This is a genomic window from Kocuria sp. CPCC 205231 (genome assembly GCF_040980965.1).
GTDB classification, from domain to species: Bacteria; Actinomycetota; Actinomycetes; order Actinomycetales; family Micrococcaceae; genus Kocuria; species Kocuria rosea.
Genome location: NZ_JAVKPP010000006.1, coordinates 169,961 through 190,725, shown reverse-complemented (window position 1 = coordinate 190,725; position 20,765 = coordinate 169,961). Strand labels below are relative to the sequence as shown.

Sequence of the window (20,765 nt, the reverse complement as noted above, 5' to 3'; positions counted from 1 at the left end):
GCTGCCGGAGGCGGCGCCCGCCCCGGCCGGGGCCGCTCCCAGCGGGGCTACCGCTCGCCGGGCTCCGCCGGGGGCAGCGCCGCGCGCATCACCTCGGCGAGGTGGACGCCGTCCGCGCCCGTGCCCTGGGCGATCTGGGTGCGGCACGAGAAGCCGTCGGCGAGCACGATCGTCCCGTCCGCCGCACTGCGGATCGCGGGGAACAGCTCCCGCTCGCCGAGGGTCTGCGAGACCTCGTAGTGGCCGGGCTCGAAGCCCCAGTTGCCCGCGAGCCCGCAGCACCCGCCGCCGACCACGGCAGTGTCCACGCCCAGCTTCGCGAGGACCTCTAGCTCCGGGCCGTAGCCGCTCATGGACTGCTGGTGGCAGTGGACCTGGCACACGGCGCCGGCGGGGCCCGCCTCGGTGGCCAGCTCCCGGAACGGCCACGCGCCGCCCTCGGCCAGGTGGCGGGCCGCGAACGCGCCGATCGTCGTCGTCAGCTCGGTGACCCGCCGGGCCCGGGGGTCGCCGGGGAGCAGCTCGGTGATCTCCTCCTGGAGCATGACCGTGCACGAGGGCTCGAGCCCGATGATCGGGTACCCGGCCTCGATCAGCGGCTCCATCACGTCCAGGGTCTGGCGAAGCACCTTCTGCGTCATCTCCAGCTGCCCGGTGGAGTGCCAGGTCAGCCCGCAGCAGACGTTGCCCATGGGCATCAGCACCCGGTAGCCCATGGCCTCGAGCACCTCCACGGCGGCCCTGCCGGGGGCGTCGGCGGAGAAGTTCGTGAACGTGTCCGGCCACAGCACCACGGACGGTCGGGCCTCGGCGGACCCGTCCCCGGACCGCGCGGCGGGACGGCCGCGGAACCACCGGGTGAGCGGCTGCTCGGCGAAGGTGATCATCCGCCGCCTCGGCTCGATCCCGCCGAGCCGCTTGGTCAGCTCCTCGACGCCGCGGTGGGACTCGAGGAGGTTGATCAGCCGGAAGGAGAGGGGCACCTTCTCCACGATCCGCATCAGCAGCGGCATCCAGCCCATCGTGAAGTGGGCCATCGGCCGCCGGTTCCGGCCCAGGAAGGAGCTCAGGCCGTGCCGGTAGTGGTGGTGCAGGAACTCGGCCTTGTACGTCGCCATGTCCACGTTGACCGGGCACTCGGACGCGCAGGCCTTGCAGGACAGGCACAGGTCGAGGGCCTCGAGGGTCTCCTTCGACTTCCAGCCGTCCGTGATGGACTCCCCGCGCAGCATCTCGGCGAGGGACCGGGCGCGGCCGCGGGTCGAGTGCACCTCGTCGTGGGTCGCCTGGAAGGACGGGCACATGGCGCCGACGTCGGAGCGGCAGGAGCCCACGCCCACGCACCGGTTGACCGCGCTGGAGAACGAGCCGCCGTCGCGGGAGAACGCATGCACGGGCGTCAGCTCGAACGTGCGGGCGCCGGGCCCGGGGCGCACGCCCTGGTCGATGGGCTCCGGGTCCACGAGCACGCCGGGGTTGAAGACGCCGTCCGGGTCGAAGACGGCCTTGAACGCCGCGAAGGCGGCCAGGGCCTCAGGGGAGTAGATCGTGGCCAGCAGCTCGGACCGGGCGCGGCCGTCGCCGTGCTCGCCGGAGACCGAGCCGCCGTAGCGGTGCACGAGCCGCGCGGCGCGCTCGATGAACGTGCGGTAGGTCGCCATCCCCTCCTCGGTGCCGAGGTCGAAGGAGATGCGGATGTGCACGCAGCCCTCCCCGAAGTGCCCGAAGGGGATGCCGGTGAGGCCCAGCTCGTGCAGCAGGTCGTAGAGGTCGCGCAGGTACTCGCCCAGGCGCGCCGGGGGCACCGCGGAGTCCTCCCACCCCGGCCAGGCCTCCCCGCCGTCGGGCAAGCGGGTGACGATCCCGGCGCCGGCCTCGCGGATCCGCCACAGGGCGCGGGCCTGCCCCGCGTCGGAGACGATCACGGAGTCCACGACGTTCTCCGGGACGAGCCCCGGCAGGGTGCGGGCGGCCGCCTCGGCCTCCTCGAGGGTGTCCGCGCCGACCTCGCAGTAGAGCCAGCCGCCGCCGCGGGGCAGCTCGCCGCCGGCGTGCTCCTGGCCCTGCCGGGTGCGCAGGGCGTCGAGCAGGTCCGCGCCCATGCCCTCGATGGTGTACACCCCGGGCACGCGCAGCTTCGGCGCCGCCGTGGCGGCCTCGAACGCGTCCTCGAAGCCCAGCACGGCCAGGGCCGTGTGGGCGGGCCTGCGGACCAGACGGACCGTGAGCTCGGTGATGACCCCACAGGTGCCCTCCGTGCCGGCGAAGGCCTTGGCGGCGTCGAAGCCCTTCTCGCCGAGCAGGTAGTGCAGCCCGTACCCGGAGACCTGGCGCGGGAACTGGCCGAGCTCGGTGCGCAGCATGGCCAGGTGCCGGTCCCGGATCCCGGTCAGCGCCCGGTCGATCCCCGGCTCGGAGGTGCCGCCCTCGTGCAGCTCCACCACCCGGCCGTCGGCGAGCATGACCTTCAGCGAGACCAGGTTGTCCGCGGACGTGCCCCACGCCACGGAGTGGGAGCCGCAGGCGTTGTTGGCGACCATCCCGCCGATCGTGCACCGTGAGTGCGTCGAGGGGTCGGGTCCGTAGGTGAGGCCGAACTCGGACGCCGCGGAGCGCAGCTGGTCGCAGATCACCCCGGGCTCGATCGTGGCGGTCATCGCCTCGGGGTCGATCGACAGGATCCTGTTGAAGTGCCGGGAGGTGTCGATGACCAGCCCGTCGCCGATCGCGTTGCCCGCCACGGAGGTGCCGCCGCCGCGGGAGACCACCGACCAGCCCCGCTCCTTCGCCAGCGCCAGCAGCTCGCGGACCTCCTCGACGCTGCGCGGCTCGGCCACCGCCTCGGGCAGCCGCCGGTAGATCGACGCGTCCGAGACGTAGGCGGCGCGGGTGGTGAGGTCCTCGCGGATGTCGGTCATGGTCCACTTTCCTGCGCGCCGGCGAGGCCGGTCCGTCCGGGGTCTGGTCAGGGCTGGCGGGGGCGTCCCCGCGGGGACGGGGGGCTCACCACTCGGGGGCGATGGTGACCTCGGCGCCGTCGAGCTCCTCCGCCCACTCGACCTGGCAGCTGAGCCGGGAGGTGTCGTGGCGGGTGTCGTCGAGCATGTCGAGGAGGTCCTCCTCCTCGTCGTTGATCTCGTTGGCCTTCGAGAAGGCGGCCTGGTCGAGGTAGGAGTGGCAGGTGGAGCAGGACGCGTTGCCGCCGCAGGTCGCGAGGATCGGGTACTTGTGGCGGGTGAGGGCCTCCATGAGGCTCTCGTAGTCCTTCCACTCGACGCCCTCGGTGCGGTTGCCCTCGCGGTCGATCACGGTGATGTTGATGCTGCTCACTGGGTGGCCTCCTCGGGGCACGGTCGCCCCTGGTCTCGACGTCGGGAATCCCGCCCCATTGTACGGTCGCGCGGCGGCGCCCACCGACGGGCCGGGGCCCGCGCCGGCCCGTCGGTGCGGCTCAGCCGGAGACCGGGAGCGGGCGGATCGTCAGGGACTGGGCGACCTGGCCCAGGTAGCCGGCCTCGTCGTGCAGCGCGGACTCGGTGAGGCCCACGCCGGTGTCGCCGAAGGTGACGTGCGTGTCGAGGCCCACCCACGGGGAGACCGGCTCCCGGACCAGGTGCACGCTCAGGTCCACGTTGGGGAAGACCATCTCGTCGGGGCCCACCCGCACGGCGATGCCGTTGGCGGCGTCCACGGCCGCCAGGAACCGCGCCGTGGTGGAGGACTCCTCCCCGGCGACGACGGCGTGCGGCGCCCGCAGCCACATGGCCGCCCGGCCGGGCCGGTGCTCGCGCACGGTGCGGCCCTCGAGGGAGGCGATGTAGCCGCCCGGCCACCGCCCGGTCATCGTGGCGGGCAGGGCGTCGCCCACCGGCGGCAGGGCCTCCCGGTGCGTGCCGGCGGTCTCGGCGGTCTCGCCCCGGAGCAGCCGCCACACGCTCAGCCGGATGCAGGAGCGCCCGGCGTGGCTCATGGTGGCCTCGACCAGCTCGATGGTGCGGCCCGGGCGGACCACGCGCGTGGTCACCTCGACCTCGCCGCCGGGGATGAAGCCGAGGATGTCGTAGGAGAAGCGCACGGGCAGGAGGTCCGCGCGGGGGTGGTCGGCCTCCACGGCGTGGGCGAGCAGCCCGGAGGCGGCGCCCATGTGCTGCTCGGCCTCGCTCCAGGCGCCCTGCGAGTGCAGCGTCGAGCGGAACTGGGTGCGGTCCAGCCGCACGAAGTACGCGTCCGGGTACTCCTCCCCGTCCGCTCCCAGGTGTCCGACTGCCTGCGCCGACGTCGTCATGCTGCCCCTCTTCCGTTTCCGTCCGGGCCCGCCGCACGGCGGGCGTGGTGATCGCCACCACGGTATCCAACGGCGGCCCGCGCTCCCCGCCGCCGGCCGCCCCGGGCCGGGGCCGTCCACGTCCTCCGGGGGCGCCGGACGGGGCGGGACCGGCGGGCGGGCATGCGGAAGGCCCCGGATCCCTCAGGACCCGGGGCCTTCCCGACTGGCGGTGACGGAGGGATTTGAACCCTCGTTGGCTCTTACACCAAACATCATTTCGAGTGATGCACCTTCGGCCGCTCGGACACGTCACCAGCTCGCAGTACTGTACCGGCTGGCGAGCTCAACCGCCAAAACCCGCGGGGCCGGCGGGACCGGGAGCGGCGGGCCCGGCGCTGTCGTCCCCGCCGCGCCGGTGCTCCGCGAAGAAGTCGAGGAGCAGCCGGGAGCACTCCTCGGCCAGCACGCCGCCGGTCACCTCCACCCAGTGGTTGAGCCGCCGCTCCCGGAGCACGTCGAGGACGGAGCCGGCCGCCCCGGCCTTGTCGTCCCACGCGCCCAGGACCACGCGGGGCACGCGGGCCAGGACGATCCCGCCCGCGCACATCGCGCAGGGCTCGAGGGTCACCACCAGCGTGCAGCCGTCCAGCCGCCACGAGCCCAGGGCGCGGGCGGCGTCGCGCAGCGCCAGGATCTCGGCGTGGGCGGTGGGGTCGCCGTCGGCCTCCCGGCGGTTGCGGCCCCGGCCGACCACCGTCCCGTCCGGGCCGACCACGACGGCGCCGATCGGCACGTCCTGCGTCCTGAGCGCCGCCCGGGCCTCGGCGAGGGCCAGCCGCATCCACTCCTCCGCCCGGGCCTCGGAGCGGGTGCGCGGGGGCAGTGCCATGCGGTTCTCCTCCTGGGCGGGTCGCCGGGCCGGGCGGGGTCCGGCGAGGGGGCGGGGCGCCCCCGTGGCCCGATGGTAATTTTGGTCCATGCGAGTGACCGTTCTCGACCACCCATTGGTGGCACACAAACTGACCGTGCTCCGGGACAAGAACACCACGTCCCCGGTGTTCCGCCTGCTCGTCGAGGAGCTCGTGACGCTGCTCGCGTACGAGGCCACCCGGGGCGTCCGCGTGGAACCGGTGGAGATCGACACGCCGGTCACGCGCACCACGGGCGTGGGGCTGTCGAAGCCACGGCCGCTGGTCGTGCCGATCCTCCGTGCGGGCCTGGGCATGCTCGAGGGCATGACCCGGCTGATCCCCACGGCCGAGGTGGGCTTCCTCGGCATGGCCCGCAACGAGGACACCCTCGACATCATCACCTACGCCGAGCGGCTGCCCGACGACCTCACCGGCCGCCAGGTCTTCGTCCTCGACCCGATGCTGGCCACGGGCGGGACGCTGCGGGAGGCGATCAAGTTCCTCTACCGCCGCGGGGCCGAGCAGATCACGTGCGTCTGCCTCCTGGCCGCCCCCGAGGGCCTGGCCGCCCTCGAGGAGGAGCTGGGGGACTCCGAGGTCAACATCGTCCTGGCTGCGAGGGACGAACGGCTCGACGAGAACGCCTACATCGTCCCGGGCCTCGGGGACGCCGGGGACCGGCTCTACGGCGTGGTCGACTGACCGCCGTCCCGTGACACCGCAGACCACGCGCTGAAAAGGCCCGCCGACGTCCTCGGCGGGCCTTTTTTCGACCTCCGGCCACGTGTTCACATCGTGAGACGAAGAGTTCACCGACGAAGCCGTCTTGACAACAGGATCGGGACCTGCTTGAGGGGCGGAAAAGCCCCCGGATGGTCCCAGAGGTCTGATATCCCGGGGGTCGGACGGAAAACGGCATCACAGCCGCAAGGTGAAGGAGGTTCATTTTGGCGGAGCACTTGGACAGCCGTCGTTCGAATCTCGCATCGTGAGATAACGCCTCGAATATTACTTGCGGGATCCAGGGGGCTGGTGGACCATGAGAGCAACGCCACTGTCAGGAATTTGCCAGCTTCGCGGGGACCCTCCCCGACCACCACGGAGCGGGCCGGTTCGGGAGCTGGGAGCGGCGAGGCCGTTCCGAGGGGCGGATCGACTCAGGCGGACGGAACCTCGTCCGCCGCACGACGGAAAGACGAGGGGCACCAGATGCCAGGCACACCGGGATACGTGCACATTTCCCAGCGCAACCGCACGAGCGAGGCCCGTGCTGTCCGCGGTCCGGCCGCGGCCCCCGAGCGGGGGCAGACCGCCCCCGCCGACTACCGCAGCCTCCGGAGCACGATCGGCCCCATGTCGGCCGCGCCGGGCGAGACCCCGCTCCCCACCCGCCTGCAGCGGGACACGGCGCCGCGTCCGCAGGTGCAGGAGAACGAGGCGCGCGGGTTCGTGATCTACGTGGGTCTCGACGAGGAGACCGCGGCGGCCAGCGGCACCTCGCTGGTCAAGATGGTCCAGAGCATCCGGGCGTACGCCCAGCAGCTGGTCCCGCAGGCCGACTCCTACGCCGCCGTGGCGCTGGCTCCCGCCAACACCGCCGGCACCGACCTCGAGGTCGTGCGCAACGCCCTGGGCGACCCCACCTCGGGGGCCGTGCGGCCCACGGCGCCCGCCGCGCCCGCGCCGGCGCCCGAGACGAAGACCAGCCAGTCCACCGGGGTGCTCATCGACCTCTCCCGCCGGGAGGTCTTCCTCGACGGCGGCCTCCTGAACCTCACGTTCAAGGAGTTCGAGCTGCTGAACTACCTCGTGGAGAACGGCAGCCGGACCGTGGGCCGCCACGAGCTGCTGCACAGCCTGTGGCGCGACTCCGAGGAGGTGCCCAACGAGCGGACCATCGACGTGCACATCCGGCGCCTGCGCTCCAAGCTCGGCCGGCTCGCGAACACCGTGCGCACCGTCCGCGGGCAGGGCTACCGCTTCTACGAGCACCCCGAGGTCGTCGTGTGGGCGGCCCCCGAGTACTCCATCTGATCCGCGTCCCCGATCCGTGCAGGCCCCGGTTCCGTCCCGCGACGCGGAGGAGCCGGGGTCGCTCCGTGCCCGGCGGACGCGTGGCATCATGAACCGATGACCCGCCACGACCGGAAGAAGCTCGTCCTCATGCGCCACGCGGAGGCCGAGCACCCGTGGGGCGTGGCCGACCACGACCGCCCCCTGGACCGCGGCGGGGCCGCGGACGCCGCCGCCGCGGGGCGCTGGCTGCTGGCGAACGGGCACGTGCCGGACATGATCCTGTGCTCGAGCGCCCTGCGCGCACGCCAGACCTGCACGTGGGTGTGCAGCGAGCTCGGCGACCTCGCCCCGACCGCCCGGCTCGACGAGTCCCTCTACGCGGCCCAGGACAGCCGGATCATCGCGGTACTCAACCACGTGCCGGACACCGTGGAGTCCCTGCTGCTCATCGGCCACCTGCCCGGTCTGCGCGACGCCGCCCTCCGCCTGGCCACACCGGACTCCGACTACGACGCCGTCATGGCCCTCGCCGACGGCTGCCCCACCTCCGGGCTGGCGGTCCTGGAGGTTCCCGGCACCTGGGCCGGACTGGACGGCGCCGACGCCCGCCTGGTGGACTTCACGGTGCCGCGACCGTCCGCGGGAGACCGCTGACCGGCGGTCCTCCGGGCGCCGGCGCGGCGGCCGGACCGACGAAGGAGCACTGGATGCGACAGATCGAATTCACCCCGTCCGGGGACCGCGTGGGCGCGATCGGGTTCGGGGCCATGGGCCTGAGCTGGGTCTACGACCGGCACGGGCTGACCGAGCGGCGCAAGCACGAGGTGCTCGGGCTCGCGGTGGACCTCGGCATGAACGTGGTGGACACGGCGGTGCTCTACGGCGGGGGAGCCAACGAGGAGCTCGTCGGCGCCGCCCTCGCCCCGCGCCGGGACGAGGTGTTCCTCTGCTCCAAGACCGGGCTGCGCGCGGCCTCCCTGGAGCCGCCCCGGACGGAGCGCTGCGGGCACCCGGACGAGGTGCGCCGCTCGATCGAGGACAGCCTGCGCCGGCTGCGCACCGACGCGGTGGACCTCTACTACCTGCACCGCGTGGACCCCGACGTGCCCCTCGAGGACACCTGGGGCGCGATGGGCGAGCTCGTGACCGCGGGCAAGGTGCGCCACCTGGGGCTCTCCGAGGTCAGCACGGAGCAGGCCGAGCGGGCGCACGCCATCCACCCGGTCGCGGCCGTCCAGTCGGAGTACTCCCTGTGGACCCGCAACCCCGAGGGGTCTGGCCCCACCGCCGACGGGGACCCCTCCGGGGACGTCATCGGGTGGTGCGCCGAGCACGGGGCGGTGTTCGTCCCCTTCTCCCCGCTGGGCCGCGGCTACCTCTCCGGCGCCCTCGCGGGCCGGGAGTTCTCCGGCTCCGACTTCCGCTCGCGCAACCCCCGGTTCACGCCGGAGGCCATGGCCGCCAACGAGGACGCCGTGCTGGCGCCCCTCCGCGAGGTCGCCGGCCGGCACGGGACCTCGCCCGCGGCGGTCGCGATCGCCTGGACCACGGTGCGCGGCGAGCACGTGCTGCCGATCCCCGGCACCACCGACCCCGGCCACCTGCGGGAGGACGCCGCGGCCGCGGACCTGCGCCTGACGGCCGAGGACCTGACCCTGCTGGACGGCGTGGCAGCCGTCGGCGACCGGTACTGAGCGGCGCCGGCCGTGCGCGCGGTCGTCTGCGGGGCGGGCATCGCGGGACTGGCCCTGGCCGGGTGCCTGGGCCGGCGGGGCTGGGACGTGGTGGTCCTGGAACGGGCGCCGCGCCCGCGGGAGCAGGGCTACATGATGGACTTCTTCGGCCCCGGCTGGGACGCCGCCGAGGAGATGGGCGTGCTGCCGGCGGTCCTGGAGCTCGGCTACCGGGTCGAGCGGCTCAGCTACGTGGACGACCGCGGCCGCGACCGGGCCGGGCTGCCGTTCGCCCGGTTCGCCCACGCCCTCGACGGGCACCTGGTCAGCGTGATGCGCCCCGACCTCGAGCGGGTGCTGCGCGAGCACGCCCGGGGCGTCGCGGAGCTCCGCTACGGCCGGCGCGTCGCCGGGGTCCGGCAGCGGCCCGGCGGGGCGGGCGCGGTGCTCGACGACGGCACGGTGCTCGACGCCGACCTGGTGGTCGGCGCCGACGGGGTGCACTCGGCGGTGCGGCGCTCCGCGTTCGGGTCCGAGGAGCGCTTCCGCCGCTGGCTGGGCCTGCACACGGCGGCGTTCGTGGTCGACGACCCGGAGGCGTGCCGGCAGGTCGGCGACCGCTTCTGCCTCACGGACAGCGTCGACCGGGCGATGGGGTTCTACGGGCTGCGCGACGGGCGCCTGGCGGTGTTCGCCGTGCACCGGGCCGCCGCACCGTCCCTGCCGGCCGACCCCCGGGGCACCCTGCGTGCCGTCCACGGCTCGCTGGGCTGGATCGTGCCCCGCGTCCTGGAGGCCTGTCCCGGCGGGGACCGGCTCTACTACGACCAGGTGGTGCAGGTCGAGCTGCCGCGGTGGAGCAGCGGCCGGGTCGTGCTGCTCGGGGACTCGGGCCAGGCGGTGTCCCTGCTGGGCGGCCAGGGCGCCTCGCTGGGGATCGCCGGGGCGTGGCTGCTCGCCGAGCGGCTCGACCGCGCCGGGTCGGTCGAGGAGGCGCTGACGGGCTGGGAGCGGGTCTGGCGGCCGGTCGTGGCGGAGAAGCAGCGCGTCGCCCGCGGCGGGGCGCAGTGGTTCCTGCCGTCCTCCCGCGCCCGCCGCCAGGCGCGGCGCCTGGCGCTGCGCCTGGCCGCCCTCCCGGGGCTCGACACCGTGGTGACCCGCGGCCTCGTGGGGCGCGCCGGGGGAGACGTCCGGGCGCTCGCCGCGGCCCCGGCCTGAGCCGTCCGCGGCCCGGGCCGCAGCGGCCGGGCACGAAGAAGCCCCTCACCGGCGTCTCCGCCGGTGAGGGGCTCTTTCGTGGATGGTGCGCCCGAAGGGATTCGAACCCCCAACCTTCTGATCCGTAGTCAGATGCTCTATCCGTTGAGCTACAGGCGCATCGGCGTCCCGGCGTCACCGCCGTTCAAACCGGACATCACTCTACATGCGGCCCCCGGCTGCGCAAAATCCGGGGGCGCCCCGCCCGGCACCCGGCGCGACGGGCCGCGGCGCGCGTAACCCTGCTGGGGCGGCCGGGGCCGGGGCGATACGATGGACCCACATCACAGTAGAGACCGGCCGCCCACCTCCACGCCGCTCACTGTGGGCCCGGTGACACCGGGTCGAGTGTTCGACGACGAGCACCACCACGAGAGCCCCGGGCGGTCGGCGGACGGCCTCAACGAGGAGACATGTCAATGGCTGACAACCCCACTGCAACGACGGAGACCACCGGGCTGAACGAGGCTGTGAAGGGCGCGCTGGACAGCGCGCCCACCACCCATGCGCACCTCCTCTCGTGGGTGCGGGAGATGGCGGAGCTGACCCAGCCGGACCGCATCCACTGGGTCGACGGCTCGGAGGCCGAGTGGACGCAGCTCACCGACGAGCTCGTGGACGCCGGCACCTTCGTCCGCCTGGACGAGGAGAAGTTTCCCAACTCCTTCGCCGCGTTCTCTGACCCGGACGACGTCGCCCGGGTCGAGGAGCGCACCTTCATCTGCACCAAGACCGAGAAGGGGGCGGGCCCCACCAACAACTGGGAGGACCCGGAGGTGATGCGCAGCTCCCTGCGCAAGAAGTTCCGCGGCGCCATGCGCGGGCGCACGATGTACGTCATCCCCTTCGTCATGGGCCACCTGGAGGCCTCGCGGCCGAGCTACGGCGTGGAGATCACCGACTCCGCCTACGTGGTGTGCTCCATGCGCATCATGGCGACCATCGGCACCCCGGTGCTGGAGAAGATGACCGAGCAGAACGGCTTCTTCGTCGAGTGCCTGCACTCGCTGGGCGCCCCGCTGGCCCCGGGCGAGCAGGACGTGCCCTGGCCCTGCAACCCCGCCAAGTACATCGTGCACTTCCCCGAGGACCGGGCCGTCTGGTCCTTCGGCTCCGGGTACGGGGGCAACGCCCTGCTCGGCAAGAAGTGCTACGCCCTGCGCATCGCCTCCGCCATCGCCCACGACGAGGGCTGGCTTGCCGAGCACATGCTCATCCTCAAGGTCACGAACCCCGAGGGCAGGAGCCGGTTCATCTCCGCGGCCTTCCCCTCGGCCTGCGGCAAGACCAACTTCGCGATGCTCGAGCCCACGCTCGAGGGCTGGAAGGCCGAGATGGTCGGCGACGACATCTCCTGGATCCGCTTCGGCAAGGACGGCCAGGCCCGGGTGACCAATCCGGAGGCCGGTCTGTTCGGCGTGGCTCCGGGCACGGGGTGGCCCACCAACCCCAACGCCATGCGCGCCATCGCCCGGGGCAACACGATCTTCACCAACGTGGCGCTCACCGACGACGGCGGCGTCTGGTGGGAGGGCATGACGGACGAGACGCCCGAGCACCTGACCGACTGGAAGGGCCGCGACTGGACCCCGGAGAGCGGCCGTCCCGCCGCGCACCCGAACTCGCGCTTCTGCACCCCGATCAAGCAGGCCGACATCCTCGCTCCCGAGTACGACGACCCGGAGGGCGTGCCGCTGTCCGCGATCGTCTTCGGCGGCCGCCGCAAGACCACCATCCCGCTCGTCTCCCAGTCCTTCGGCTGGGAGCACGGGGTGTTCCAGGGCGCCACGCTGTCCTCGGAGACCACCGCCGCCGCGAAGGGCGCCGTGGGCGTCGTCCGGCGCGACCCCATGGCGATGCTCCCGTTCATCGGCTACAACGCCAACGACTACCTCGAGCACTGGGTCGAGGTCGGCGAGCGCATCGGCGAGGACGACATGCCGAAGGTCTTCTACGTCAACTGGTTCCGCCGCACCCCGAGCGGCGGCTTCGCCTGGCCGGGCTTCGGCGAGAACTCCCGCGTGGTCAAGTGGATCTTCGACCGCCTCGAGGGCACGGCCGGTGGCCGGGAGACCCCGATCGGCATCGTGCCCACCAAGGAGGACCTCGACCTCACCGGCCTGGACGTCTCGGACGAGGAGCTCGAGGCCGCCCTCAAGGTCGACGTCGAGGAGTGGCGGGCCGAGCTGCCCAGCATCGACGAGTGGTTCCACCGGCTCGGCCACGTGCCCGAGCCCATCCTCGAGCAGCGTGCCGGGCTGGAGGACCGCCTGAACCAGGCGTGATCCCCGTCCCGGGGCGCTGCGGCGCCCCGGGGCCGGCGGTCGGACGAGGGGTCTCCCGTGCCGGGAGGCCCCTCGTCCGCGTCCGCCGCCCGCGTGGGACAATGGGGGCGCTCCCGCGGCCGGCCGGGACGCGCGAGGTCTCGGAAGGAGCCGCCATGAGCGACCGGAGGACCCCGCCGTGCGGCTGACCGCGTTCTCGGACATCGCCCTGCGCGTCCTGCTGCTGACAGGAGCCGTCCCCGAGGGGGAGAAGCTCACCACGCGCGCCATCGCCGAGGGCGTGGGCGCCCCCTACCACCACGTGACCAAGACCGTGGGCCGGCTGAGCGGGCTCGGGCTGCTGGCCTCGAGCCGCGGCCGCACCGGCGGGGTGTCGATCACCCCCGCCGGCCTGGACGCCACCGTTGGCTCGCTCCTGCGCGAGCTGGAGGCGGGCTCCGCGATGGTCGAGTGCGAGTCGGCCGGCGGCGACTGCCCGCTGGACCGCGGGTGCCGGCTGCGCCGCGCCCTCGCGGACGCGCGGGAGGCCTTCTACGGCGCGCTCGACGACGTGCGGGTGCGGGACCTCGTGAGCGAGCGGCAGGTGGGCCCGGTGCTGGTGTCCATCGGGCTGCGCCCGCCCGAGCCGCCGGCGGCCACCGCGGGGGGCGCGCCGCCGCCGATGACGTAATCAAGCATTTCAGATGCTACTTTTGAGGAGTCATCCACCGGCTCCCCAGGAGGCAACCGTGCTGTCCGACCAGTCCCGTCCCGTCATCGAGCAGACCATCGGCGTCGTCGCCGAGCGCATCCCGTTCATCACCCCCGAGTTCTACCGGTCCATGTTCGAGGCGCGCCCCGATCTGCTGGACGGCATGTTCAGCCGCTCCAACCAGAAGAACGGGACCCAGGCGCAGGCCCTCGCCGGCTCCATCGCGATGTTCGCCTCCTGGCTGCTGACCCACCCCGAGGGCTACCCGGACGAGCTGCTCTCCCGCGTGGCGCACAAGCACGCGTCCCTGGGCGTGCTGCCCCAGCACTACCCGATCGTCCACGAGCACCTCTTCGGCGCGATCGCCCGGGACCTCGGCGACGCCGCGACGCCCGAGGTCGTGGCCGCCTGGGACGAGGTGTACTGGCTGATGGCCGACGCCCTGATCAAGATCGAGGAGGGCCTCTACGCGGGCCAGGCGAACAGCGTGGTCTTCGCCCCGTTCCGGGTCGCGGCCAAGGAGCAGACCGGGACCACCACCACGGCGATCACCCTCGAGCCCGCCGACGGCACCCCGATGACCCCCGCGGTGGCCGGCCAGTACGTGACCGTCGAGGTGCGGATGCCCGACGGCGTGGACCAGCCGCGGCAGTTCACGCTGGTGCCCGGGCCCGAGGGGACCCGCCGGATCGCCGTGCGACTCGACGAGCGCGGCGAGGTCACCCCGGTGCTCTGCCACGACGTGCAGGTGGGCGACGTCCTGCGGGTCTCCAACCCCTACGGGGACGTGGTGCTCCCGGAGGGGGAGGGGCCGCTCGTGCTGGCCTCCGCCGGCATCGGCGTGACCCCCATGCTGGCGTTCCTGGACCGGCTCGTCCGCCAGGAGTCGCAGCGGCAGGTCCTCGTCCTGCACGCCGACCGCTCGGCGGAGGACTGGGCGCTGCGGGAGCTGCACGAGATGCTGGTCGCCGAGCTGCCCCACGCCCGCCTGGAGACCTGGATGGAGACCCCGGGGGACGGCGACCACGACGGGTTCATGGACCTCGGCGCCGTGCGGATCCCGGCCGACGCCCAGGTGGTGCTGTGCGGCCCGCTGCCCTTCATGCAGGCCGTCCGCTCCGCCGTGATCGCCCAGGGCGTCCCGGGGCGCAGCGTGGCCTACGAGATCCTGGGCCCGGACCAGTGGATGCTCCACGACGAGGCGCGCGAGACCGCCGCGGTCTGAGCGCCCGCAGCGCACGGGGCCCCGCCGGACGGCTCGTCCGGCGGGGCCCCGCTGCGTGCCGGGGTCTCAGACGCGCACGATGTCCAGCACCCGGTCCCGGACCCGCTCCATCGTCGCCGGGTCCTTCGCCTCGACGTTGAGGCGCAGGAACGGCTCGGTGTTGGAGGGGCGCAGGTTGAACCACCAGCCCTCGTCCGGGCAGCTGAGCGTGGTGCCGTCCAGCTCCTCCACGCTCACGTCCCGGCCGGCCAGGGCGTCGACGACCCGCCGGACGGCACCGGCCTTGTCCTCCACCGTGGAGTTGATCTCACCGGAGGCCGCGTACGGGTCGTACTGGTGCATCAGCTCGCTCAGCGGCCCGTCCTGCTCGCCCAGCGCGGCCAGGAGGTGCATCGCGGCGAGCATCCCGGTGTCCGCGTTGAAGAAGTCCTTGAAGTAGTAGTGCGCGGAGTGCTCGCCCCCGAACACGGCGCCCTCCTCGGCCATGACGGCCTTGATGAACGAGTGGCCCACCCGGGTCCGCACGGGGCGGCCGCCGCGGGCGGTGACCAGCTCGGGCACGGCGCGGGACGTGATGAGGTTGTGGATGATCACCGGGTTCTCCACGCCCTCCGCCCGGGCGCGCTCGATCTCCCGCTCGGCCACGAGCGCGGTGACGGCCGAGGGCGAGACGGCCCCGCCCTGCTCGTCGACCACGAAGCAGCGGTCGGCGTCGCCGTCGAACGCGATGCCCAGGTCCGCGCCGTGCTCGCGCACGGCCCGCTGGAGGTCCACGAGGTTCTCCGGCTCGAGCGGGTTGGCGGGGTGGTTGGGGAACGTGCCGTCCAGCTCGAAGTACAGGGGCACGACCTCCAGCGGCAGCGGCTCCAGCACGGCGTCGCCCAGCACCGCGGGAGTGGTCAGCCCCGCCATCCCGTTGCCGGCGTCGACCACCACCTTGAGCGGGCGGGTCCCGGACAGGTCCACCAGGGAGCGCAGGTACTCCGCGTAGCCGGTCAGCACGTCCCGCTCGGTGACCGTGCCGGGGACGGGGGCCTCCGGGACCGCTCCGTCGTCGAGGTAGCGCTGGGCGAGGTCGCGGATGTCGTAGAGGCCCGTCTCGGAGGAGACCGGGACGGCCCCGGCCTTCGACATCTTCATGCCGTTGTACTCGGCGGGGTTGTGGCTCGCCGTGAAGGTCACCCCGGCGGCGCCGAACGTCCCGGACGCGTAGTACAGCTCGTCGGTGGAGATCAGCCCGATCTTCACGACGTCCGCGCCGCGGCGGACCGCGCCCTCGGCGAAGGCGTCCACGAACTCCGGCGAGGAGGGGCGCATGTCGCCGCCCACCAGGACCGTCAGGCCGGCGAGGCCCAGGACGTCCACGAACGCGGCGCCGGTGGCCCGGACCGTCTCCGCGGTGATGGACTCGCCCACGATGCCGCGCACGTCGTAGGCCTTGAACGAAGCTGAGAGATCGATAGTCACAAGGGGTGATCTTAGGCCACGGGCGCTCCCGGGTGCCGCGGGGCGCGGGCGGTCCTGTGATTGGATGACGAGCATGGTCGAGATCCTCCGCATGCGCAATCCCGTCCAGCACTATGCGTGGGGCTCCCGCGAGGTGCTGGCCCGCCTCCAGGGCAGACCCGTGCCGAGCCCCGAGCCCGAGGCCGAGCTGTGGGTCGGCGCGCACCCCTCCGCGCCCTCCGTCGTCGTCCGGGACGGCCGGGACGAGCCGCTGGAGGGCCTGCCGTTCCTGCTCAAGATCCTGGCCATCGACGCCCCCCTGTCCATCCAGGTCCACCCCTCGCCGGAGCAGGCCGAGGCGGGCTTCGAGCGCGAGCAGCGGGCGGGGATCCCGCTCGACGACCCGCGGCGCAACTACAAGGACCGCTCCGCCAAGCCCGAGACCGTCGTGGCCCTCACCGACGTGGAGCTGCTCACGGGGGTGCAGCCGGCGGACCGGCTGCGCGCCACCGCCGCGCGCCTGGGGCTGGACTGGCTGCGCGACGCCGCCGCCGGCGGGCGCCCCGTGCTGCCGGCCGTGCTGACGCTCGACGACGACGCCGCCGCGGCCGCCGTGGCGGCGACCGTCGACGCGGCCCGCGCCGCGGGCCCGCAGGACCCGGTGGCCTCGCTGGTCCGCTACGTGCACGACCGGCACCCGGGCGACCGCGGGCTGCTGGTCGCGGTGTGCATGCACCACGTCCGCCTCGCCCCGGGGCAGTCCCTGCACACCCCGGCCGGGCAGCTCCACGCGTACCTGTCCGGGACGGCGATCGAGGTGATGAGCTCCTCGGACAACGTCCTGCGCGCCGGGCTGACGGGCAAGCACGTGGACGTGGCCGAGCTGCTCGCCGTGCTGGCCGACGAGCAGGCGGCCCCGGAGGTCGTCGAGCCCGCCGCCGACGAGCACGGCCGCCGCGTCTACCCCCTGTGGGACGAGCGGCTGTCGCTGACCGCCCACGAGCTCGTGCCGGGACGGGCCGTGCCCGTCGGGCTGCGGGGCACCACGGTCCTGCTGAGCACCGGGGACCGGGCGCTGGTGCGGGCCGCCGGCCGGGAGTGGGAGCTGGCCGGCGGGGAGTCGCTGCTGCACCGGGGCGGCCCCGGCACCGTCGAGCTGTCCGGCGACGCTAGGGTGTTCACGGTCTCCTGCCGCTGAGCCGCCCCGGCGCGCGGTGCCGCTCAGGGGGTGGTCAGCTCCGTGCGGACCTCGATGAGCGTGGGACCCTCGGCCGCGAGACCCTGCCGCACCAGGTCGGCGAGCTCCGCGGCCGTGCCCGCGGCCTGCGCGGGCACCCCGTAGCCCCGGGCGAGGCTCAGGAAGTCGATGCCCGGCACGTCCAGCCCCGGCACGTCCCCCGTGCCGAGCATGCCCGCGAACCAGCGCAGCGCGCCGTAGGTGCCGTTGTTGAGGATCACGAACACGACCGGGACCCGGTACTGCGCCGCGCTCCACAGGGCGGTGATCCCGTAGTTGGCCGACCCGTCGCCGACCACCCCGATGACGGGACGGTCCGGCCGGGCCAGCTTCACGCCGACCGCCGCGGGCAGCCCGAAGCCCAGGCCGCCGGAGGCCGGCCAGAAGTAGGAGCCGGGCTCCCGCAGGTCCATGTGCCTCCAGAAGTCCCCGTTGGTGGAGGTCGACTCCACCACGTAGGCGGTGTCCGCCGGCGCCGTCTCGCGCAGCACTTCGAACACGGCGCCCGGGTGGAAGACGCCGTCCACGGGCTCGCGGGCGGGCGGCGGCACCGTCCATCCGACCGGGGCGGCCGGGCGCGCCCCGCCGCGCCGCTCGTGCAGGGCGGCCACCAGGGCCGCGGCCGTCGCGGCGAGCCCGGCCACGAAGGAGGTCCCGAACGGCGCCCGGGCGGCCTCGCCCGGGTCCTCGGTGACGTGCAGCAGCTGCGTGCCCTCGGCCAGGTACCGGGCGGGTTCGTACTGGTGGTAGCGGAAGACGGGGGCGCCGAGCACCAGGACCACGTCGTTCTCCTCGAGGGCGGCGTGCACGCCCCGCTCCGAGGCGGGGAGGACCCCGCGGAACTGCGGGTGCCGGTTGGGGAAGGGGAGCCGGTAGGGGGAGGGCGCCACCCACACGTCGGCGCCGAGCAGCTCGGCGAGCTCGCGGCTGACCCCGTTCGCCGCCACGGCGTCCACCTCGGAGCCCAGCACCAGCGCGGGCCGGCGGGCTCCGGCCAGCAGACCGGCGATCTCCCGCACGTGCTCGGGGGCCGGGTGCAGGCCCTCGGCCACCCGCCGGGGCAGCAGGTAGTCGTCGTTGTCGGCGGACTCCCGGTCCCAGTCGTCGTAGGGGACCGAGACGTAGGTGGGGCCGCGGGACCCGGTGCACGCCTCCCACAGGGCCTGGTCCAGCATGCGGGGGACGTCCTGCGCGGACAGCGGCTCGCCCGCCCACTTCGTCAGCGGGGAGGTCAGGTCCGGGGCCGCCACGTTGGCGAGCATGGGCTCCGCGCCGATCGTGGCGCGCACCTGCTGGCCGGCCGTGAGCACGAGCGGGGTGTGCGAGCTGGCGGCGTTGGTCAGCGCGCCCATGGCGTTGCCCGTGCCGGAGGCCGAGTGCAGGTTCACGAGCGCCGGCCGGCCCGTGGCCTGCGCGTAGCCGTCGGCCATGCCCACGACCACTCCCTCGTGCAGCCCCAGGACGTACCGGATGCCGGGGGGCAGGTCCCGCAGGAAGGGCAGCTCGTTGGAGCCCGGGTTGCCGAACACGGTGTCGAGGCCCCGGGCCTGCATCCAGCGGTGGGTCCTGGCACGGATGGTGGTCACGCTGCGCTCCAATCGGGACGCGGCACCGGCGTGCCGCCTCACCGCGAGAGTAGAAGGGGGCCGGGGGCACGGCCAGTCGATGTTTTCTATCCCCTCATAGACGGCGACGATGCCAGGGCCCGGGCCGCAGCGGCGCCGACGGGTCCGGCGAGACGGACTCCCGCAGCGTGTCCACGACCAGCCGCGCGAACCACTGCTGCGCCGGGCGCTGGTGGGCGGTCTCGCGGGTGTAGGCGGCCAGCTGCAGGACCGGCATCTCGACCGGGTGCGGGAAGACCCGGATCCCGGCCGCCTCCTGGAGCGTCTCGGCGAGGAACCGCGGCAGCACCGCGAGGCAGTCGGTGCGCTCCACCACGGAGACCAGGCCCGTGAAGTGGGACAGCCGCAGGGCCGTGCTGCCCGGGGCGCCCGCCCGCTCCGCCGCGACCTCGGCGAGGTCGTGGCCCATCGACGGGGCGAGCCGGATCCGCGGCTCCTCCGCGAACTGCTCGAGCGTGAGCCGCTCCCGGACCCGCGGGTGGCCGCGGGCCGCGATCACCACGTACTCGTCGGTGCCGACGACGGTGCGGACGATGCCGGGCCCGCCGATGTACGGGGCGCAGATCGCGGCGTCCACCCGGTTGCGCAGCAGGTCCTCCGGGACGCGCTCCACGTCCAGGGGCAGCACGGTCAGCTCCACACCGGGTGCCTGCTCCCGCAGCGCCACCATGACGGACGGCAGGAACGCCAGCTCCCCGAGGTCGGTCAGCGCCAGGGTGAAGCGCTCGCGGGCGGTCTCCGGGTCGAACAGCCCGCCCGAGGAGACGGCCGCGGTCACCTGGGCGATCCCCGCCTTGACCTGCGGGAAGATGCTCCTCGCGAACGGCGTGGGGCTCAGGCCCCGGCCCTCCCGGACGAACAGCTGGTCGTTGCACTGCCGGCGCAGGTTCTTCAGAGCGTGGCTCACCGTGGGCTGGGTGAGGTGCAGCTCGGCGGCGGCCCCCGTGACGCTGCCCTGCTCGTAGACCGTGCAGAACACGCGCATCAGGTTCAGGTCCAGCTCCACGGCACCCCTCCTCGGTCAGCGGCTCATAGATGTCATACATCGGTCCATCGACAACATGCACTGGTTTGTGAATGCTACGTCACTAGAGTGATCCCCATCACAACGGGCACCGGACGACACAGGGGAGGCACGATGCGGCGACCGCTCATCGGCTTGGGAGCAGCAGGATCCGTACTGGCGCTGGCCGCGTGCGGCGGCGGCGGCGACAGCGGAGGCGGCACGGAGGCCGAGGGGGAGATGCAGGCCGTCACCGTCGGCGTCATCCCCATCGTCGACACCGCCGCCATCTGGCTGGGCGAGGAGCAGGGCTTCTTCGAGGAGGAGGGGATCGACCTCGACATCCAGACCACCAGCGGCGGCGCCGCCGCCGTGCCGGGCGTGGTCAGCGGGGACTTCGACTTCGCCTTCGGCAACACCCTGTCCGTCATGGTCGCCCAGGGCGAGGGGCTGGACCTCGAGTACGTCGCCAACGGCACCACGACCTCGGGCGACACCGAGCGGGACTTCGGCGCCGTGGTGGTGCCCGCCGACTCGGACATCCAGGGCCCCGAGGACCTGGCCGGCAAGACGGTGTCGGTGAACAACCTCAACAACATCGGCGACACGACGATCCGCCACGTCGTCGAGCAGGCCGGCGGGGACCCGCAGAGCATCGACTTCGTGGAGGTCGGCTTCCCGGACGCCCCGGCCGCGCTCGACCGCGGCCAGGTGGACGCGGCCTGGATCCTCGACCCGTTCCTCACCCAGGTCCTCGACGAGGGCGCCCGCGCGGTGTCCTACAACTTCGTGGAGTTCGACCCGGAGCTCGACATCGCCGGCTACTTCACGACCGCCCAGAAGCTCGAGGAGGACCCCGAGCTGGTGGAGAAGTTCCAGAACGCCATGAACCGCTCGCTCGAGTACGCGAACGAGAACCCGGACGCGGTCCGGGAGATCGTCGGGACCTACACGGAGATCAGCGACGAGCTGCGCGCCGAGATGGCCCTGCCGCGCTTCCGCACCGAGTTCGACCGCGAGGCGCTGCAGAAGCTGGGCGACGCCGCCGTGGAGTACGGGACCCTCGAGCAGGCCCCCGACCTCGACGCGCTGCTGCCGTAGCCGTCCGCGGACCCGGCACCCGAGGGAG

Annotated in this window: 17 protein-coding genes and 2 tRNA genes; 10 read left to right on the top strand and 9 right to left on the bottom strand. The window is 73.6% G+C overall.

What is annotated here, in order from left to right; all coding sequences use genetic code 11:
- Positions 1-47 precede the first annotated feature (47 nt).
- From RF640_RS08335 to tadA, 5 genes are all read right to left on the bottom strand, one after another.
- The gene (locus RF640_RS08335; RefSeq protein ID WP_136341913.1) at positions 48-2,918 is read right to left on the bottom strand and encodes an FAD-binding and (Fe-S)-binding domain-containing protein; all 2,871 of its coding nucleotides are present in this window, start codon (positions 2,916-2,918) and stop codon (positions 48-50) included.
- 85 nt (positions 2,919-3,003) lie between these two features.
- A complete protein-coding gene (locus RF640_RS08330; protein WP_095651277.1) occupies positions 3,004-3,330 on the bottom strand; it encodes a 2Fe-2S iron-sulfur cluster-binding protein in 327 nt (108 codons plus the stop codon).
- A gap of 121 nt (positions 3,331-3,451) precedes the next feature.
- A complete protein-coding gene (locus RF640_RS08325) occupies positions 3,452-4,285 on the bottom strand; it encodes a thioesterase family protein (RefSeq protein ID WP_109221734.1) in 834 nt (277 codons plus the stop codon).
- A 206-nt stretch (positions 4,286-4,491) separates the two neighbouring features.
- Positions 4,492-4,581, bottom strand: a tRNA-Ser gene (locus tag RF640_RS08320).
- A 29-nt stretch (positions 4,582-4,610) separates the two neighbouring features.
- Positions 4,611-5,156 carry a tRNA adenosine(34) deaminase TadA gene (gene tadA / locus RF640_RS08315; RefSeq protein ID WP_109221733.1) on the bottom strand — a complete coding sequence of 182 codons (546 nt, stop codon included), beginning with the start codon at positions 5,154-5,156 and terminating at the stop codon, positions 4,611-4,613.
- An 88-nt stretch (positions 5,157-5,244) separates the two neighbouring features.
- Here tadA and upp point away from each other — a divergent pair, with 88 nt between their 5' ends.
- The 5 genes from upp (at position 5,245) to RF640_RS08290 (ending at position 10,085) form a co-directional block, all read left to right on the top strand.
- On the top strand, positions 5,245-5,880 hold the full coding sequence (gene upp, locus RF640_RS08310) for a uracil phosphoribosyltransferase (protein ID WP_031283230.1): 636 nt from the start codon (positions 5,245-5,247) through the stop codon (positions 5,878-5,880).
- A gap of 507 nt (positions 5,881-6,387) precedes the next feature.
- Complete coding sequence (locus RF640_RS08305) at positions 6,388-7,212, top strand: winged helix-turn-helix domain-containing protein (protein ID WP_035927744.1); 825 nt, start codon at positions 6,388-6,390, stop codon at positions 7,210-7,212.
- Positions 7,213-7,308: 96 nt separating this feature from the next.
- Positions 7,309-7,848, top strand: a complete 540-nt coding sequence (locus RF640_RS08300) for a histidine phosphatase family protein (protein WP_017833923.1) — start codon at positions 7,309-7,311, stop codon at positions 7,846-7,848.
- 53 nt (positions 7,849-7,901) lie between these two features.
- Positions 7,902-8,888 carry an aldo/keto reductase gene (locus RF640_RS08295; protein WP_017833924.1) on the top strand — a complete coding sequence of 329 codons (987 nt, stop codon included), beginning with the start codon at positions 7,902-7,904 and terminating at the stop codon, positions 8,886-8,888.
- A 12-nt stretch (positions 8,889-8,900) separates the two neighbouring features.
- Positions 8,901-10,085: an FAD-dependent monooxygenase gene (locus RF640_RS08290; RefSeq protein ID WP_368827450.1), complete on the top strand. Its 1,185-nt coding sequence runs from the start codon at positions 8,901-8,903 to the stop codon at positions 10,083-10,085.
- A gap of 83 nt (positions 10,086-10,168) precedes the next feature.
- Here the strand turns inward: RF640_RS08290 and RF640_RS08285 are convergent.
- Positions 10,169-10,244 (bottom strand) — tRNA-Arg (locus RF640_RS08285).
- 299 nt (positions 10,245-10,543) lie between these two features.
- Between RF640_RS08285 and RF640_RS08280 the strand changes: the two genes are divergently transcribed.
- The 3 genes from RF640_RS08280 to RF640_RS08270 all read left to right on the top strand — a co-directional run bounded on the left by RF640_RS08280 (position 10,544) and on the right by RF640_RS08270 (position 14,325).
- Positions 10,544-12,409: a phosphoenolpyruvate carboxykinase (GTP) gene (locus RF640_RS08280; RefSeq protein ID WP_368827449.1), complete on the top strand. Its 1,866-nt coding sequence runs from the start codon at positions 10,544-10,546 to the stop codon at positions 12,407-12,409.
- 178 nt (positions 12,410-12,587) lie between these two features.
- Positions 12,588-13,079, top strand: a complete 492-nt coding sequence (locus tag RF640_RS08275) for an Rrf2 family transcriptional regulator (RefSeq protein ID WP_017833927.1) — start codon at positions 12,588-12,590, stop codon at positions 13,077-13,079.
- Between the two features lie 58 nt (positions 13,080-13,137).
- On the top strand, positions 13,138-14,325 hold the full coding sequence (locus tag RF640_RS08270; RefSeq protein WP_017833928.1) for a globin domain-containing protein: 1,188 nt from the start codon (positions 13,138-13,140) through the stop codon (positions 14,323-14,325).
- 66 nt (positions 14,326-14,391) lie between these two features.
- On the opposite strand, the gene RF640_RS08265 is transcribed toward RF640_RS08270, so the two are convergent.
- Positions 14,392-15,792 carry a phosphomannomutase/phosphoglucomutase gene (locus RF640_RS08265; RefSeq protein WP_035927725.1) on the bottom strand — a complete coding sequence of 467 codons (1,401 nt, stop codon included), beginning with the start codon at positions 15,790-15,792 and terminating at the stop codon, positions 14,392-14,394.
- A gap of 73 nt (positions 15,793-15,865) precedes the next feature.
- Between RF640_RS08265 and manA the strand changes: the two genes are divergently transcribed.
- Complete coding sequence (gene manA, locus RF640_RS08260; protein WP_035927721.1) at positions 15,866-16,969, top strand: mannose-6-phosphate isomerase, class I; 1,104 nt, start codon at positions 15,866-15,868, stop codon at positions 16,967-16,969.
- 23 nt (positions 16,970-16,992) lie between these two features.
- On the opposite strand, the gene mdlC is transcribed toward manA, so the two are convergent.
- Both mdlC and RF640_RS08250 read right to left on the bottom strand, forming a co-directional pair.
- The gene (gene mdlC, locus RF640_RS08255) at positions 16,993-18,594 is read right to left on the bottom strand and encodes a benzoylformate decarboxylase (protein ID WP_368827446.1); all 1,602 of its coding nucleotides are present in this window, start codon (positions 18,592-18,594) and stop codon (positions 16,993-16,995) included.
- A gap of 94 nt (positions 18,595-18,688) precedes the next feature.
- Positions 18,689-19,639, bottom strand: coding sequence for a LysR family transcriptional regulator (locus RF640_RS08250; RefSeq protein ID WP_017833932.1), 951 nt, complete (start codon positions 19,637-19,639; stop codon positions 18,689-18,691).
- Between the two features lie 132 nt (positions 19,640-19,771).
- On the opposite strand from RF640_RS08250, the gene RF640_RS08245 reads away from it, so the two are divergent.
- Positions 19,772-20,737 (top strand): ABC transporter substrate-binding protein, encoded by a 966-nt coding sequence (locus tag RF640_RS08245; RefSeq protein WP_031283239.1) that lies wholly within the window; start codon positions 19,772-19,774, stop codon positions 20,735-20,737.
- The last annotated feature ends 28 nt before the right edge of the window (positions 20,738-20,765 follow it).

What these genes read in the sequence shown, in the direction of transcription:
- RF640_RS08245 (WP_031283239.1), top strand. Translation starts at nt 19,772, where the DNA reads ATGCGGCGACCGCTCATCGGCTTGGGAGCAGCAGGATCCGTACTGGCG.
- RF640_RS08280 (WP_368827449.1), top strand. Translation starts at nt 10,544, where the DNA reads ATGGCTGACAACCCCACTGCAACGACGGAGACCACCGGGCTGAACGAG.
- tadA (WP_109221733.1), bottom strand. Translation starts at nt 5,156, where the DNA reads ATGGCACTGCCCCCGCGCACCCGCTCCGAGGCCCGGGCGGAGGAGTGG.
- RF640_RS08335 (WP_136341913.1), bottom strand. Translation starts at nt 2,918, where the DNA reads ATGACCGACATCCGCGAGGACCTCACCACCCGCGCCGCCTACGTCTCG.
- RF640_RS08295 (WP_017833924.1), top strand. Translation starts at nt 7,902, where the DNA reads ATGCGACAGATCGAATTCACCCCGTCCGGGGACCGCGTGGGCGCGATC.
- RF640_RS08305 (WP_035927744.1), top strand. Translation starts at nt 6,388, where the DNA reads ATGCCAGGCACACCGGGATACGTGCACATTTCCCAGCGCAACCGCACG.
- manA (WP_035927721.1), top strand. Translation starts at nt 15,866, where the DNA reads ATGGTCGAGATCCTCCGCATGCGCAATCCCGTCCAGCACTATGCGTGG.
- RF640_RS08300 (WP_017833923.1), top strand. Translation starts at nt 7,309, where the DNA reads ATGACCCGCCACGACCGGAAGAAGCTCGTCCTCATGCGCCACGCGGAG.
- upp (WP_031283230.1), top strand. Translation starts at nt 5,245, where the DNA reads ATGCGAGTGACCGTTCTCGACCACCCATTGGTGGCACACAAACTGACC.
- RF640_RS08325 (WP_109221734.1), bottom strand. Translation starts at nt 4,285, where the DNA reads ATGACGACGTCGGCGCAGGCAGTCGGACACCTGGGAGCGGACGGGGAG.